Source organism: Ralstonia sp. RL (genome assembly GCF_001683835.1).
Lineage (GTDB): Bacteria > Pseudomonadota > Gammaproteobacteria > Burkholderiales > Burkholderiaceae > Ralstonia > Ralstonia mannitolilytica.
In genome coordinates this window covers 163,737-179,444 of sequence record NZ_LWRX01000001.1, presented here as the reverse complement: position 1 = coordinate 179,444, position 15,708 = coordinate 163,737, and the positions used below count along the sequence as shown (strand labels likewise).

Sequence of the window (15,708 nt, the reverse complement as noted above, 5' to 3'; positions counted from 1 at the left end):
CGTACTACAAACATGATGGCGGGATACAGAAGGGACCATCACGTGAGCAGTTGGCCGGCAGATGCTTGAAATCTACGCCATGGAAAAGCGTGCCCATGAAATCCACGAAAGGTTCGGGCGCCGCCAGCCAAGCCAACGTGCATTACGTGGAGAAGAGGATCAGAGTGGCGGACTCTGTTACAGCGGCTGCGAAGGGTTGCCTCCTGCCGAGGATGTCGTGATCAATGAGACGACGCCTTCGACGCACCACTGCTCCAACGGGGGATGAAACGTGGTGTGCGCTCACAATACGCTTCGTATGCCCGGCCGAACTCGGCCAGCGCATCTCGCTCCTCAGTCAGCGCGAGATGAACATACATCCAGACCAGCACTGGAAACATGATCAGCGTGAGCAACGTCGGCCACTGCAGCAGGAAGCCGAGCATGATCAGGACAAACGCCACATATTGCGGATGGCGCATGCGGGTATAGAGTCCACCGGTGGCCAGACGGTGCTGCTGCTGCGCCAGATACAGCACCCGCCAGGCGGAAGCGAGCATGATGAAACCACCGAAGATCAGCAGGTTGCTTAGGATGTGGAACGGCCCGAAATGCGGATTAGCGCGCCAGCCGAACATCACCTCCAGCAAATGCCCCGCGTCGTGAGAGAGGAAATCGATACCGGGAAAATGCTTGCTCAACCAGGGCAGCAACAAGTAGATCGTCAGTGGGAACCCGTACATCTCCGTAAACAGCGCCACGAGAAACGCCGAGAAGGCCCCGAAGGACCGCCAGTCACGCGAGGTCTTTGGCTTGGTGAAGCTGAAAGCGAAGATGATGAAGATGGCCGAGTTGATGATGACCAACGACCAGAGCCCGTAGCCGGATTGTGTGTCGTGCTGCATCGTTACTCTCCCTTTGGATGTACGTGCGTTGACGGCTCGCCCCCTTCGTCTTGGTGGCCGTGGTGCATGAACAGGTGCATCAACGGGCAAGTAGCGAGCAACAGGAAGGGCAGGAACGGGATCACGTGTGCCCGATGTTCCGTGAACAGGAAATAGGCGATCACAAGCAGGAAGCCTATCAAAACCCACCTGGACCTGAAGACTGTCCTGTGCGCCGCGTGCGGCCCATCTTCAGGGTTCATTTGATCATTCATGCGAGCCTCCTCGTCCACAGGCAATCGGCTTGAAAAAAGGCTGGCTAGCAGCACCCGCCGTGATGGCGATGGTGTTGGTGGACGAAACGTGAAGGATTCTGCTGAAAGACCGCGCGAGATTGCTCAGACTCGAAGTAGAACGTCTTCCCTTCAAAATTGGCCGTGATGGCGTGGGTCGGGTCAACCCGGTTTCCGGTCACTGGGTCACTGTTTGCATCTGGAGCGCCGTGCATCATGCCGGCACCCTCGCCGCCTCTGGAGCGCATCGCTTGGCTGCGCCAAAGGAACACCACCACCAATCCGCCCAGCACGATCCAGATCAGGTTTTGCGAAAGCCAGGTCATTTTCCACCTCCGTCTTACGACTTCCTACGCGATTTCAGTTCCCGCTCCACTGCCGCCTCAACCTCTCGTCTGGTTTGCCGTGAAAGACGCAAACTCATCCAGATCACCCAGACCGGACAGGCCAGGAGAATCAGCGCAACCAGCACCGAGAACAGTGAGATTCCGTACCAATAGAGGATGGCGGCGGCCAGCGCCGTCGCCACGGCGGCACAGAACCAGACAGCGGGTTTCATGCCGGCACCTCCTGCGCCTTACTTGTCAGCCGCACGCGCTTGAGCATGGCCGAATTCGCCACCACGCTAAGCGAGGACAGCGACATCGCCGCCGCCGCCAGGATGGGATTGAGCAGGCCGAAAGCCGCCACCGGAATGCCGATGGTGTTGTAGAAGAAGGCCCAAAACAGGTTCTGCTTGATCTTGCGCATCGTGGCGCGGGACAACTCGATGGAAGCCGCCACGTCGCGTACGTCATTGCGGATCAGGATGATGCTGCCGGTCTCCTTGGCCACATCCGAGCCCGAGCCGATAGCGACGCCGATATCCGCCGCAGCGAGCGCGGGCGCGTCGTTGACCCCATCGCCGACCATGGCAACCACCTCGCCGTCCTTCTGCAAGCCCTGGATGGTCTTGACCTTGTCTTCCGGCATGACCTCTGCGATTACGCGCTCGATGCCGACCTGCCGCCCGATAGCTTGCGCGGTGCGCTGGTTATCCCCACTGAGCAGAACCACCTTGATGCCGCGCGACTTGAGCATGGCAATGGCCTCTGACGCCTCTGGCTTGACCGTATCGGCCACGGCGATGATGCCAAGCAGTTCATGCCCGATCCCCGCCAGCATCGCTGTCTTGCCATCAGCCTCCAGCCCGGCCAGCGTCGCTTCAATCGTATCGACTGAGATGGCCTGCTGCGCGAGCATGCGCCGGTTTCCTAGCCAGGCCTGCTGGCCGTCGATGGCCCCCTGAATACCCATCCCCGACAGCGCCTGGATGTTGTTCGCCTTACGCGTCGCCAGCTCACGATGCTGTGCGGCACGGACGATCGCTTCGCCCAGCGGATGCTCCGAGCCGGACTCGACCGCTGCAGCAATACTGAGCAGCTCGGCTTCCTGGTGTGTCCCAAGCGGCAGGATATCGGTCACGGTCGGTTCGCCGCGCGTAATCGTGCCCGTCTTGTCAAAGACAACGGTGGTCAATTTCTCAGCGCGTTCGAGCACTTCGCCGCCGCGGATCAGGATGCCGGCGTCCGCGCCTTTTCCCACGCCGACCATCAAGGCGGCAGGCGTCGCTACACCCAGAGCGCACGGGCAGGAGATGATAAGCACGGCAATAAAGGCGAGCAGCCCCTGCGGGAAATGCCCCGCGAGCGTCCATCCGATGACAGCCAGCAGTGCAACGCCCACGACCGCCGGCACAAAATAGCCGGTCACCTGGTCGGCCAGCCGCTGAATCTGTGCCGAGCTTGCCTGCGCGTCTTCTACCATCTTGATGATCTGCGCCAGCGCCGTATCCGCACCGATGCGGGTCGCCTGGAACGTAAAGGCGCCTGACCGGTTCAGCGTACCGCCGATCACCGTTGCCCCAGGCTTCTTGTCAACTGGCATCGACTCCCCGGTCAGCATCGATTCGTCCACGCTGGTTTGCCCGTCCGTCACCTTGCCATCGGTTGGAATCTTCTCGCCGGGGCGGACCACTACCAGCTCCGAGACCATGATGCTTTCGGCGGGAATCTCGACTTCCTTGCCATCGCGAATCACGTGCGCCACAGCGGGCTTGAGGTCAAGCAGGCGACGGACTGCGGCGGAGGACTTCTTTTTGATGATCTCCTCCATGTACTTGCCCAGCAGCACAAAAGCGATGATGACCGCGGACACCTCGAAGTAGACATCGCGTTCGGCCACCTTCACCGGCAACCAGGATGGGAAGAACAACACGACCACGCTGTAGAAGTACGCTACCGACGTACCCAGCGCGATCAGGAAATCCATGTTGATGTTGCGCGTGCGGACCGCGTTCCACGCGCCTTTGTAGAAGCTCCAACCTCCAATGAACTGTACGGGGGTCACCAGCAGGAACAGCCATATTCCCCATGTGAACCAAGGCAGCGCCGGAATGGGCGCCCAAGTCAGCAGGGTCGCACCTGCAGCCAAGGCCAGAAACGCCCCGGCGCGTAACACCGCCAACGCCAGCACACCGGTCAAGGCAATGGTGACGCGCGTCTTCATCGCCTTCAGTTCGGACTCCGGCGACTCAAACGTGTGCAGACAGCTCTCGCTGCAGAAGTAGTACTTTCGCCCTCCTCGCTCTGCGGACAAGGCAGTGGCCTTGTCAACCATCATTCCGCAGATGGGGTCCTTGGCCAGTTGCTTCGTGCTTGCGGACACCGCAGCAACTCCGGTTGGCGCGTGATCATGGGCCGCGCCGTCGTGGTCATGCGCGTCATGCGCGTCATGCGAGAGATATCGCGCCGGATCAGCGAGAAAAGTCTTCTCACAGTGCCGAGAACAGAACCAATAGCGCTGATGCCCGACTTCCGTGCTGGCTGCTGCCTGCGCAGGGGAAATCTCCATACCGCAAACCGGATCGCGCACGCGACCGGCATCGACGACCGGTTGAGCGATGCGCAGCGCGCTCTGCCGACCGACCACTTGATCGCCACGATGGTGTCCGATGGAATCGCTTGGCATGCCAACCTCGGATGTGCTGATTGTTTAACTTGATTAGGTCTGGGCACAACTACGATTGCAGTGTGTTCCACGCCCGGAACGGGAGGTTGATACGGGTCAAGCGAGAGCAATTCGTTGTGATACGTCAACTGGCGACCACCGATCGCATATCAAAATGAAATCCCATCATTTCAGGAGGCAGCACCATGACGAACAACAAGCATGTTGGCTTTCTTGTAGCAGGCGCGCTGCTGATCGCCAGTGCATCGGTCTGGGCCGTTGACGAGCACCACCCCGCCGCAGCGAGCCAGCCTAGTGCGGCAACCCCAGCGAAGACTGCCCCTGCCACGGCAAACTCTGCGGATACGGAAAAGCGCTTCGAGCAAGCCCGTCAGCAGATGAAGAAGATGCAGGCCCAGATGGACAAGATCCATCAGACCAAGGACCCGAAGGAACGGCAACGTCTGATGGCCGAGCACATGCAGGCCATGCAGGACACGATGCAGACAATGCACGGTATGGGCGGCCCGATGATGATGGACATGATGGGCGGTCAAGGGATGGGGGCCGGCGGTGCGGCGCCGATGATGGGCGGCTCGGGCATGCCCATGGAGCAGCGCATGAACATGATGGAAAACCGCATGGACATGATGCAGATGATGATGGACCAGATGCTCAAACAGCAGGAACCATCAAAGAAACCTTGACGTTGCCATTGTGGGAAGGTGAATACTGCCCAGAATTGGTCAACAGGCGTGCGTGACGCATACCTGCTGACCGTTAGCTTGAACCTACGCAACATCTGACAAAAATCCGCGCGCGATGAATCCCTTTGGCGCATGCTGATGATCGTGCTGCTTGCCGTGGCGTTGCCTGCGCGCGGGCTCCCCATGGCATCAATGCAGATGCACGGCGCTGTGGGTCTGCCAGGGCTGTCGACAGCGCATGATGTCGTACAAGCCGAGAAAGGACACCCCTGCCATATCACCGGTGACGGCCATGCCCAGAGTGGTTCCGACTGCACGGACACCGCTCCTTGCGTGTCTTTCTGCGCTGTGATCGGGGCGCTTTCCAGCCCAGCGATGCCGCTCGGCGCCAAGGGGATGCACATCCTGGTTCCCGCCCAGGAGCCTGTCTATATTTCCGCAGTTCCTGTGCCGCTCGAACGGCCACCCCGAGCCCGCTCCATTTAGCTTTACGGATCGCGCCTTTTTGCAGTGCGGCATCCGTATAGCGGCGTAAGCGAATACGCCACGCAAATTGCTAAGCCGGCATTCATGCCGGCCCCGCGTGAAATCACTGGAGCATCACCATGAAGAAGGTCATTCTTTCCGCTGTCGGCTTGGCGGCTGTTTTGACATCGTTGACGGCCATTGCCGGGCCAGACTGGCAGGTCATCGAGAAAGCTCGCAACGCGAAACTTGCGCAGATCCGCGCAGCGCAAGCGCAGAAAAGCGCTGGCATGCCTGCGATGCCGCAGCCCTGCCAAGACATGATTCAAGCGCCGAAATAACACGGTGGGGCGTTCTGCATTATCGGCAGGACGCCCATCGCGCGATGGCACGTTTGCGGCAGATCAACCCGTTCGATCATAAGCCGCGTCCGCGTGCACATCGCGCGTAGCCGCTGTTACCATTCGATCCAATCACATCATCTGCAGAACGTGCGCGCATCGCTTCGCCGGCCGTGGTTCGCCGGATTCCTAGTCATCGCTTTCCTGACAGTTCAACTGGCAGCGGCAGCATACGCCTGTGCGGCAAGCCGCGGCTCAGCGGAGGTCATGCCCACCATGGCCGATGCGACCGACGCCGGTGCCATGGTGCAGTCGTGCCCCGAGATGGCCATGCAGGCGCAGCAGGATGTGCACCAGCATGACGGCCTCTGTCTTGAGCACTGCCAGAGCGGCACCAAGTCGGCCAATCACGTATCGCCGCAGATTCCCATCTTCCTGCCCGTCCTGATCCGGATGATCACGGCCGAGCCAGTCATCATGGCGGACGGCCAATCGGTCTTGCTCGCCGATGTGGCGCCCCGTGCACCACCACCCCCGATTCCCATCCTGAACTGCTGTTTCCGCACGTAGCCTCCGAAGCGACGTATCTCTCACGCCTTGCCGCCTAACCGGCAAGGTGGTCGTTGCTTTCCGGAGGCTTTATGCTTTTGCGTTTTCCCCCACGCGGTGGGCGCTTGCTCGCGCTCGCCGTCCTGCTGCTTTTAAGCAGTCATCTGGCGTATAGCCAGACCGATGCGCTCTCCTTGCAGGAAGCGATCGGCTTGGCATCGTCCCGCTCCGCCGACGCGGAAACCTCCCGCGCCGGTGTACAGTCGGCGCTCGACATGGCCGTGGCGGCAGCCCAACTGCCCGACCCTGTCCTCAAATTCGGCGTGAACAATGTTCCCGCCGATGGCAGCGACCGGTTCTCCATCGGCACCGATTTCATGACCATGCGCTCGGTCAGCGTGATGCAAGAGCTCACGCGGACCGAGAAGCGCCGTGCCCGTGCGGAACGTTTCAACGCCGAGGCCTCCGCGGCCGAAACACAGCGTGTCGCCGCGCTGGCAGCCGTCCAGCGCAGCACAGCGCAAGCCTGGCTTGACCGCTGGTATGCCGCACGTACCGTTCAACTGCTGGCGGAACAAACAGCCTCTGTCGCCTTGCAGGTCGAGGCAGCCGAGGCGGCCTATCGCGGCAATCGCGGCTCACGCGCCGACATCGTAGCTGCACGCCTTGAACGGCAGCAGTTGCAAGACCGGACCGACGAGGCCCGGGCGACGGAAGCGTCTGCCAAGGCCATGCTGCGGCGCTGGGTAGGCGACGCATCCAGCCGCCCGCCCGCCGCGCCCCCCAGGTTCGACGTCCCGCAGTGGCTCGACGCGCTGGACGACGCGGCCATCGATACCCTGCCCGATGTGGCCGCTGCCAGCGCGCAAGCCGCCATGGCGGACGCTGAAGGACGTGTCTCTCGTGCGGCCAAGACACCCGACGTGACGGTGGAGCTGATGTATAGCCAGCGCGGACCGGCTTACGCCAACATGGTGTCGTTGAACGTCTCCCTGCCGATTCCCTGGGATCAGAAGAACCGCCAGGACCGCGAGGTCTCGGCCAAGCTGGCGCAAGCCAATGCCGCGCGCGCTCAAGCAGAAGTCTTGCGGCGCAACATGGTGGGCCAGATTCTGGGCAAGCGCGAGACGTTGCGACTGAACCAACGCCGCCTGGATCGCTATCAAACCACGACCGTCCCGCTAGCGCGCGCGCAAACCGAGGCAGCGCTAACGTCCTACCGGACTGGAAGCGGTTCGCTCGCCGCGGTCGCCGAGGCAAGCCGCAAGGCACTCGACCTTGCGCTGGAACGTCTCAAGCTCGAAGCGTCGACGGCCCAACTCTGGGCCGAGCTCGCCTTCCTCAAACCGCTCCCCACGGCAAACCAGCCGACCTCCAACGTTGGAGTTCAACCATGAACCGAACCATCTTTGCGCGCATTGCAGCCAGTCTGGTGTTGGCGAGCCTTGGCATGGGCGCCACCTACTACCTTGGCGTGAGGCAGGGACAGCGGAGCGCGCCCACGCAGGCGGCAGCATCTGCCCAAGCCGCCGATGCCCCGCTCAAAGCGGGCGACATCGATCCCAAGACGGGCAAGCGGATTCTCTATTGGCAAGACCCCATGGCACCTGGCCAGCGTTTCGACAAACCAGGCAAATCACCTTTCATGGACATGCCGCTTGCCCCCGTCTACGAGAATGGCGCCGGCGGGAGCGCCGCCGTCACGGTTGATGGCCGTGTGGCACAGAATCTTGCTGTGCGCACGGCTGAGGTCAAGACCGGCCGGCTGGACGCCATGCTGGAAGTGCCCGGCAATATCGCCATCAACGAGCGCGGCATCGAGATCATTCAAGCGCGCGCCGCCGGCTTTGTCGAACGGGCGTACGCGAAAACCACGTTAGACCCGGTCAAGCGCGGGCAACCGCTGATCGTCGTCTACGCGCCGGAATGGGTCGCCGCACAAGAGGAGTACCTGGCCGTTTCGCGTACGGCCAACGCCCTGCAGGGGGACCTGCGCAGCGCAGCGTTGCTGCGCATGCGCCAGGCCGGCATGACGGAGGCGCAGATCCGGCTGGTCGAATCCACCGGCAAGCCACAGCCACGGCTGGCGATTTCCAGCGACATCGATGGCGTCATCACCGAGGTCGGGGTCCGGGACGGCATGGCTGTCGCACCCGGCATGACGCTCTTCAAGATTGCCGACTTGTCCACCGTGTGGGTCTTGGCGGAGATTCCCGAGAGCCAAGCATCGGCCATCCGCCCGGGCCAGGCGGTGACGGCCACGGCGACGGCAATCGCTGGACACGCGCTGACCGGCAAGGTGGATGCCATCCTGCCCGACGTCAATGCCAATACGCGAACCGTCAAGGTGCGCGTCGAACTCCAGAACCGGGACCGCCGCCTCTTGCCCGGCATGTTCGCCAACGTGCGGTTTGGCGCGCAAGCCGGCCCGGACAAGCTGCTGGTCCCCACGGAGGCGTTGATTCGCACCGGTACGCGCACGATCGTCATGGTGGACGCCGGCAATGGCGGCTTCAACCCCATCGAAGTCAAGACCGGAGCCGAAGCCAATGGGCAGACCGAAGTGACCGACGGTTTGAGCGCGGGACAGAAGGTGGTGGTTTCCGGGCAGTTCCTGATTGATTCGGAAGCTAGCCTGCGCGGCACCGCCCAACGCATGGCATCGCCACCTGCGGCCTCCGCGCCCGCAGCGGCCGCCATCGAGCATGAAGGCGTCGGCCGCATTGAGGCTGTCACCAGCGAAGGCCTGACGATCTCACATGGCGCGATTCCGTCCGCGCACTGGAGCGCGATGACAATGGATTTTGCCGCACCGCCCTCCGGCCTGCCAAAGCGCTTCAAGCCTGGGGACCGTGTGCGCTTCCGGTTCCAACTGCATGACGATGGCATGGCAGTCCTGTCCTCGGTCGAGCCGGCCGGCGCGGATCAGGGGGGCAAGCCATGATCGCACGGCTGATTCTCGCGTCCATCCGCAACCGCTTCCTGGTGCTGCTAGCGACCGTCATGCTGACGGCCTGGGGTCTGTGGGCCGCGCGCAGCACGCCGCTCGATGCGCTGCCCGACCTGTCGGACGTACAGGTCATCATCCGCACGCCGTTCCCTGGCCAAGCGCCGCAGATCGTGGAAAACCAGGTCACGTATCCGCTGACCACCACCATGCTGTCGGTGCCGGGCGCCAAGACGGTGCGCGGCTACTCGTTCTTCGGCGATTCGTTCGTCTATGTGCTGTTCGAGGACGGGACTGACCTGTATTGGGCACGCTCGCGCGTGCTGGAGTACTTGAACCAGGTGCAGTCCCGCCTGCCTGCGGCGGCCAAACCGGCGCTGGGCCCGGATGCCACCGGCGTGGGCTGGATCTACGAATACGCGCTGGTCGATAAGACCGGCCGGCACGACTTGGCCCAACTGCGGGCGTTGCAGGACTGGTTCCTGCGCTTCGAGTTGAAGGCCCTGCCGAACGTCGCGGAGGTCGCTTCCGTCGGCGGCATGGTCAAGCAGTTCCAGGTGGTGTTGCAGCCGGACCGGCTGCGTGCGTTCAACCTGACACAGGCCAAGGTGCTGGCAGCGCTCAAGGGTGCCAACCAGGAGACCGGTGGCTCCGTGCTGGAACTGGGCGAAGCCGAGTACATGGTCCGCGCCAGCGGCTACCTGAAGACGCTCGACGACTTCCGGCAGATTCCCCTGATGACGAACGATGCGGGCATCGCCGTGCATTTGGGCGATGTCGCCACCGTCCAACTCGGGCCCGAGATGCGCCGTGGCATCGCGGAACTGAACGGTCAGGGCGAGGTGGCAGGTGGCGTCGTCATCCTGCGTTCAGGCAAGAATGCCCTGGAGACGATCGAAGCCGTCAAGGCCAAGCTCGCCACGCTGCGCACCAGTCTGCCCGAAGGCGTGGAGATCGTTCCTGTCTACGACCGGTCCGGTTTGATCAAGCGCGCGGTGGACAACCTGACGCACAAGCTGATCGAGGAATTCATCGTCGTCGCTGTCGTGTGCCTGGTGTTCCTGTTCCATCTGCGCTCGGCACTGGTGGCAATCGTCTCGCTGCCGCTGGGCGTCCTGGCGGCCTTCCTGGTGATGCGATACCAGGGCGTCAACGCCAACATCATGTCGCTGGGTGGCATCGCCATCGCCGTCGGCGCCATGGTCGACGCGGCCGTGGTGATGATCGAGAACGCGCACAAACATCTGGAGCATTGGCTCGAGGACAACCCCGGCCGCGAACTCACAGGCCACGAGCGCTGGAACGTGATCGGGGAATCGGCGGCAGAAGTGGGGCCGGCGCTGTTCTTCTCGCTGCTGATCATCACGCTGTCGTTCATCCCCGTGTTCACGCTGGAGGCGCAGGAGGGCCGCCTGTTCTCGCCGCTGGCGTTCACCAAGACGTATTCGATGGCGGCAGCGGCTGGGTTGTCGGTCACGCTGGTGCCTGTGCTGATGGGCTACCTGATCCGCGGGCGTATCCCGAGCGAGCAATCGAACCCGCTCAGCCGCTGGCTGATCCGCCTCTACCAGCCAATGCTGTCCAAGGTGCTGGCGTATCCCAAGGCGACGGTCGCTATCGCCATTGTGCTGCTGGGGGCAACGGCCTGGCCGATCCTGCGCACAGGCGGCGAATTCATGCCGCCGCTGGATGAGGGCGATCTGCTGTATATGCCGTCAGCATTGCCTGGGTTGTCGGCCGGCAAGGCGGCTCAGCTCCTGCAGCAGACCGACCGCCTCATCAAGACGGTTCCCGAAGTGGCCAGCGTGTACGGCAAGGCTGGGCGCGCGGACAGCGCAACGGACCCGGCGCCGATCGAGATGTTCGAGACCACCATCCAGTTCAAGCCGCACGACCAGTGGCGCCCCGGTATGACGACCGACAAACTGGTGGAAGAACTCGACCGCGTGGTCAAGGTGCCGGGGCTGTCCAACATCTGGGTGCCACCGATCCGCAACCGCATCGACATGCTCGCCACCGGCATCAAGAGCCCGGTCGGCATCAAGGTGGCGGGCACGGACTTGAAGGAGATCGATCGACTGACCACTCGGATCGAGGAGACCGTCAAAACCGTGCCGGGTGTCACCTCTGCGCTAGCGGAGCGGTTGTCCGGCGGACGATACATCGACGTGGACATCAACCGACAGGCCGCCGGCCGATACGGCCTGAACATCGACGACGTGCAAAGCATCGTGTCATCCGCCATCGGTGGCGATAATGTCGGTGAGGTGGTTGACGGCCTGGCCCGCTTCCCGATCAACCTCCGCTATCCGCGCGATTATCGGGATTCCGTGGAGCAGTTGCGGCGTTTGCCGATTGTCACTGACCGGGGCCAGCAGATTGTGTTGTCCGACGTCGCGGACATCCGCGTCGTGCAGGGCCCGCCGATGCTGCGCAGCGAGAATGCCCGGCTCTCGGGTTGGATCTATGTCGATATCCGGGGGCGCGACCTGCGCTCGGCGGTGAAGGACATGCAGGCAGCAGTGACCAAGGCGGTGCCGATGCCGGCGGGCTACGCGCTGAGCTGGTCAGGGCAGTTCGAGTACCTGGAGCGTGCGAGTGCCAAGCTGCAGGTGGTCGTACCATTCACCTTGCTGATCATCTTCGTGCTGCTGTACCTCGTGTTCGGCCGTATCGACGAGGCGCTGCTCATCATGGGCACGCTGCCGCTCGCACTGATCGGCGGGTTCTGGCTGCTGTATCTGCTCGGCTATAACCTGTCGGTGGCCGGAGTCGTCGGCTTCATTGCGCTCGCCGGGGTGGCGGCCGAATTCGGCGTGATCATGCTGCTCTATCTCAAACACGCTTGGACCGAGCGGCAGGAAAACGGTCAAACTTCTACCCAAGCGCTACTGGAAGCGATTCAGGAAGGCGCCGTGCTGCGTGTACGCCCCAAGGCCATGACGGTGGCCGTCATCCTGGCTGGCCTGCTCCCGATCATGTGGTCGGACGGCACAGGCTCCGAAGTCATGCAGCGCATTGCCGCGCCGATGGTCGGCGGCATGATCACCGCGCCGTTGCTGTCCCTGTTTGTCGTTCCTGCTGTCTACCTGCTGCTGCGCAGGCGTGGCAGCGGGCAATCCATTCCCCAACCACCCTCTCATGACAAGGTCTCACGATGAACTACGTTTCCGCTGTTGTATTCGCCCTGACGCTGGCGTCGACTCCAGCCGCCTTTGCGGCCACGCCGATGGAAGGTATGGACATGAAGCCTGCTGGTCAAACCAAGCAGGCGCCCAAGCCCGTGGCAGCAGAGGTCCGCAAGATCTACCTCGACACCGGCAAGGTCACGCTTAAGCACGGCGCCATCGACAATCTCGGCATGGGCGCCATGACGATGACGTTTGCCGTCAAGGACAAGGCATCACTGCAGCACTTCAAGGAGGGCCAAGCGGTGTGGGCCGTCTTTGATATGGTCGACGGTCAGCCGACCGTCGTCGATTTGCGGAGCAAGTAAACCCTCGGCGGCGCACGGCCCATCGGTCGTGCGCCGCTGCATGCTGCGGAATCAGCCAGAAAGTCCCTTCACGAGGGCGCCTTGTCGTGACATCAATGCTGAGCGCAACAACCCTGCTATAGCGACGCTGCTAGCCCCGAGCATCCAGCCGGCGACCACATCCGCCGGGAAATGCATCCCGGCGGCAACACGCGACCACCCGACCAACGCGGCGTAGAACACCAACGCGAGACGCCCCCGAAAACCCACCAAGGGCCAGAGTGCCCCGACCACAAGCGCTGCGAACGTCGAGTGCCCGCTCGGCAGGCTGTAGTGCAGTTCCGGCTCACCAATGACGTGCACGAGGTGGCCGAGTACCGCCGGTGGCCGTGGGAAATCCAGCCACCACTTCAAGGCGGAAGCGGCCAGCAGGGCAAGCGCGAAGGCCAACCCAAACGTGACGAGGCGTTGCCTGACAGCGCACGCGCGCGCTGGATTCGACGCTGATATCGACCACCGCCAGAGCCCCAGCAGCAAGAGCGGCGCAGTCCAGTAGTTGCCAATCAGGCTAAAGCACCACGCCACCGGGTCCAGGGCGCTTGGCATCCCCGAGTTGATGGCGTGGAATAGCGCGACGTTCCAGCCGCCCCAGTCGTACACGAGGAACTTCCAATTCATTTGCGCAGCAACCTCAGCCCGTTGCCGACCACCAGCAGGCTGGCGCCCATGTCGGCAAACACCGCCATCCACATGGTGGCCTGGCCTGTAAAGGTCAGTGCCAGGAACACGACCTTGATGCCGAGCGCCAGCGCAATGTTCTGCTTCAGCACCCCGGCCGTGGACCGGGATAGTCGTACAAACGCCGGGAGCTTGCGCAGATCGTCGTCCATCAGCGCAACGTCGGCCGTTTCGATCGCCGTGTCCGTCCCGGCCGCGCCCATTGCGAATCCAATATCGGCCCGTGCCAGCGCCGGCGCATCGTTGATGCCATCGCCGACCATGCCGATGGTTCCTTGTGCGGATCGGCGCTCGATTTCGCGCTGCTTGTCTTCCGGCAGCAGATTACCGCGAGCCTCGTCGATACCGACCTGCTGCGCAATCGCCTCTGCGGTGTGCGGATTGTCGCCGCTCAGCATCAAAGTCTTGATGCCCAGTGCGTGCAATTCCTTGATCGCTTGGCGACTGCTGTCCTTGATGGTGTCCGCCACACCGAACAACGCGCGTACGCCGTCCTGGCCGATCAGCATCACGACCGTTTTGCCCTGGGTTTCCAGCACGGCAAGCTGTGCTTCCAATGCCGGCGAACACACGCCCAGTTCCTCGACCAGACGATGATTGCCCAGGTGATAGAGCGCACCGTTGACATGGCCCCGGACGCCGCGTCCGGGCAAGGCCGCAAAATCGGTGACGTCGCGCAGGGCTAGGCCTTGGTCCTGCGCCGCGCGGGCCACGGCCAGGGAGACGGGATGGTCGGAGCGGGCAGCCAGGCTAGCTGCCAGGATCTGGGCGGCGGACGCGTCCGCACCGTTCCAGGCCACGACGTCCGTCTGCGCTGGCTTGCCGTGCGTGATCGTGCCGGTCTTGTCGAGCGCCAACCATTTCAGCTTGCGTCCCTCTTCCAGATAGACGCCGCCCTTGATGAGGATGCCGCGCTTCGCGGCGGCCGCCAGGCCGCTCACAATGCTCACCGGCGTCGAGATCACGAGCGCGCAGGGGCAAGCAATCACGAGAAGAACTAGGGCCTTGTAGATCCAGTCCAGCCAAGTCGCACCGAAGACCAGCGGAGGGACGATGGCCACCGCAAGCGCAACCGCGAACACAATGGGCGTGTACAGCCGGGCGAACTGGTCAACGAAGCGCTGCGTGGGCGCTCGACTGCCTTGCGCGGCCTCGACGGCGTGAATGATCCGTGCCAGTGTGGAGTCGCTTGCCGCTGCGGTGACGCGATATTCGAACGACCCGGATTCGTTGATGGTGCCGGCGAACACGGAGTCGCCCGCTGCCTTCTCGACCGGCAGGCTCTCGCCCGTGATCGGCGCCTGATTGACGGATGACCGCCCCTGCAGAATCGTGCCATCGAGCGCGATGCGCTCGCCCGGCTTGACCCGCACACGGCTGCCAACGGCCACGGTCTTGGCATCGACGTCGGACCAACTGCCGTCGCTGCGCTGTACCGTGGCTGTCTCCGGGGCGAGATCCATCAGCCCCCGGATCGCATCTCGGGCGCGGTCCAGCGAACGGGCTTCGATGACCTCCGCCAAGGCGAAGAGGACCATCACCATCGCCGCTTCCGGCCAATGGCCGATCACCATCGCCCCAGTGACTGCGATCGACATGAGGGCGTTCATGTTCAGGTTGCGGTTCTTGAGCGCGATCCAGCCTTTCTTGTAGGTGGACAGCCCGCCGGTCAGGATCGCGGCCAGCGCCAGGATCACCACCACCCAATGGTTGCCACCGTTGAGCCAATACACCACTTCCGCCAAGACGGCGTTCGCGCCGGCAATGGCAAGCGGCCACCATTTGGTGGGCGCGGCATCTTGTTCGGGAAGCGGTGCTGCGGCAGAGCGGTCGCGCACCTCGGCATCGAAGCCAAGCGACTGAATGGCAGCCAGCACTTGCGGTAGCGCATCGGCAGCGTGTTGAACGGCGAGTGTGCGTTGGACGAGATTGAACTGCATGTCTGACACGCCCGCCATGCCCGCCAGCTTGCCGCGAATCAGCGTTTCTTCGGTCGGGCAGTCCATCTGACGAATGGTCAGGACTGTGCTCTGCCCGGCGGGGCTTTCATCGGCGCGAACCGCTCGCATGCCAACGGCTGCCAAGGCTTGCTCGATCGGCGCCGGGGATGGCAGCCGGTGCTGGACGGCCAGCGAACGCTGCATCAGGTTGAACTCAAGGTTGACCACGCCGGGCAGCGCCGCCAGCTTATTGCGAATGAGCGTTTCTTCCGTCGGGCAGTCCATGTTGTCGATCCGGTAGCGGGATCGTTTCAGGTCAACAGCCGCCGCATCGCCGTCCGCCGGCGTCACCACGTTGGTGGCAGCACAACCGCACCCCTTGGAGCCGCAATCACTCACAGC

At 63.0% G+C, this 15,708-nt stretch carries 14 protein-coding genes; 7 read left to right on the top strand and 7 right to left on the bottom strand.

Features of this window, described 5'->3' with window-relative positions; translation table 11 throughout:
• Positions 1 to 221: 221 nt before the first annotated feature.
• Genes A6M56_RS00780 through A6M56_RS00760 form a run of 5 tightly spaced genes read right to left on the bottom strand, consistent with a single transcriptional unit; the run spans position 222 to position 4,165 of the window.
• Positions 222 to 884: a methyltransferase family protein gene (locus tag A6M56_RS00780; protein WP_004635205.1), complete on the bottom strand. Its 663-nt coding sequence runs from the start codon at positions 882 to 884 to the stop codon at positions 222 to 224.
• 2 nt (positions 885 to 886) lie between these two features.
• Positions 887 to 1,138 (bottom strand): DUF2933 domain-containing protein, encoded by a 252-nt coding sequence (locus A6M56_RS00775; protein WP_004635207.1) that lies wholly within the window; start codon positions 1,136 to 1,138, stop codon positions 887 to 889.
• Between the two features lie 44 nt (positions 1,139 to 1,182).
• Complete coding sequence (locus tag A6M56_RS00770; RefSeq protein ID WP_004635209.1) at positions 1,183 to 1,482, bottom strand: YHS domain-containing protein; 300 nt, start codon at positions 1,480 to 1,482, stop codon at positions 1,183 to 1,185.
• Between the two features lie 14 nt (positions 1,483 to 1,496).
• Positions 1,497 to 1,715 (bottom strand): hypothetical protein, encoded by a 219-nt coding sequence (locus tag A6M56_RS00765; RefSeq protein ID WP_004635211.1) that lies wholly within the window; start codon positions 1,713 to 1,715, stop codon positions 1,497 to 1,499.
• Positions 1,712 to 4,165, bottom strand: a complete 2,454-nt coding sequence (locus A6M56_RS00760) for a heavy metal translocating P-type ATPase (RefSeq protein ID WP_004635213.1) — start codon at positions 4,163 to 4,165, stop codon at positions 1,712 to 1,714. Before A6M56_RS00760 ends, A6M56_RS00765 begins: the two co-directional genes overlap by 4 nt.
• A 185-nt stretch (positions 4,166 to 4,350) precedes the next feature.
• On the opposite strand from A6M56_RS00760, the gene A6M56_RS00755 reads away from it, so the two are divergent.
• The 7 genes from A6M56_RS00755 to A6M56_RS00725 all read left to right on the top strand — a co-directional run bounded on the left by A6M56_RS00755 (position 4,351) and on the right by A6M56_RS00725 (position 12,649).
• Positions 4,351 to 4,851, top strand: coding sequence for a hypothetical protein (locus tag A6M56_RS00755; protein WP_004635214.1), 501 nt, complete (start codon positions 4,351 to 4,353; stop codon positions 4,849 to 4,851).
• A gap of 605 nt (positions 4,852 to 5,456) precedes the next feature.
• Positions 5,457 to 5,657, top strand: a complete 201-nt coding sequence (locus tag A6M56_RS00750) for a hypothetical protein (protein WP_004635218.1) — start codon at positions 5,457 to 5,459, stop codon at positions 5,655 to 5,657.
• A 150-nt stretch (positions 5,658 to 5,807) separates the two neighbouring features.
• A complete protein-coding gene (locus tag A6M56_RS00745; RefSeq protein ID WP_009277756.1) occupies positions 5,808 to 6,227 on the top strand; it encodes a hypothetical protein in 420 nt (139 codons plus the stop codon).
• Positions 6,228 to 6,298: 71 nt separating this feature from the next.
• Positions 6,299 to 7,603, top strand: coding sequence for a TolC family protein (locus tag A6M56_RS00740; protein WP_004635223.1), 1,305 nt, complete (start codon positions 6,299 to 6,301; stop codon positions 7,601 to 7,603).
• Positions 7,600 to 9,150, top strand: coding sequence for an efflux RND transporter periplasmic adaptor subunit (locus A6M56_RS00735; protein WP_004635224.1), 1,551 nt, complete (start codon positions 7,600 to 7,602; stop codon positions 9,148 to 9,150). Before A6M56_RS00740 ends, A6M56_RS00735 begins: the two co-directional genes overlap by 4 nt.
• On the top strand, positions 9,147 to 12,314 hold the full coding sequence (locus A6M56_RS00730) for an efflux RND transporter permease subunit (RefSeq protein ID WP_004635226.1): 3,168 nt from the start codon (positions 9,147 to 9,149) through the stop codon (positions 12,312 to 12,314). The genes A6M56_RS00735 and A6M56_RS00730 overlap by 4 nt, the downstream gene beginning before the upstream one ends.
• On the top strand, positions 12,311 to 12,649 hold the full coding sequence (locus tag A6M56_RS00725) for a copper-binding protein (RefSeq protein WP_004635229.1): 339 nt from the start codon (positions 12,311 to 12,313) through the stop codon (positions 12,647 to 12,649). The genes A6M56_RS00730 and A6M56_RS00725 overlap by 4 nt, the downstream gene beginning before the upstream one ends.
• Positions 12,650 to 12,700: 51 nt before the next feature.
• On the opposite strand, the gene A6M56_RS00720 is transcribed toward A6M56_RS00725, so the two are convergent.
• Together A6M56_RS00720 and A6M56_RS00715 are read right to left on the bottom strand one after the other, a co-directional pair.
• On the bottom strand, positions 12,701 to 13,306 hold the full coding sequence (locus tag A6M56_RS00720) for a phosphatase PAP2 family protein (RefSeq protein WP_009241695.1): 606 nt from the start codon (positions 13,304 to 13,306) through the stop codon (positions 12,701 to 12,703).
• Positions 13,303 to 15,705: a heavy metal translocating P-type ATPase gene (locus A6M56_RS00715; protein WP_012435722.1), complete on the bottom strand. Its 2,403-nt coding sequence runs from the start codon at positions 15,703 to 15,705 to the stop codon at positions 13,303 to 13,305. Before A6M56_RS00715 ends, A6M56_RS00720 begins: the two co-directional genes overlap by 4 nt.
• Between the last annotated feature and the right edge of the window lie 3 nt (positions 15,706 to 15,708).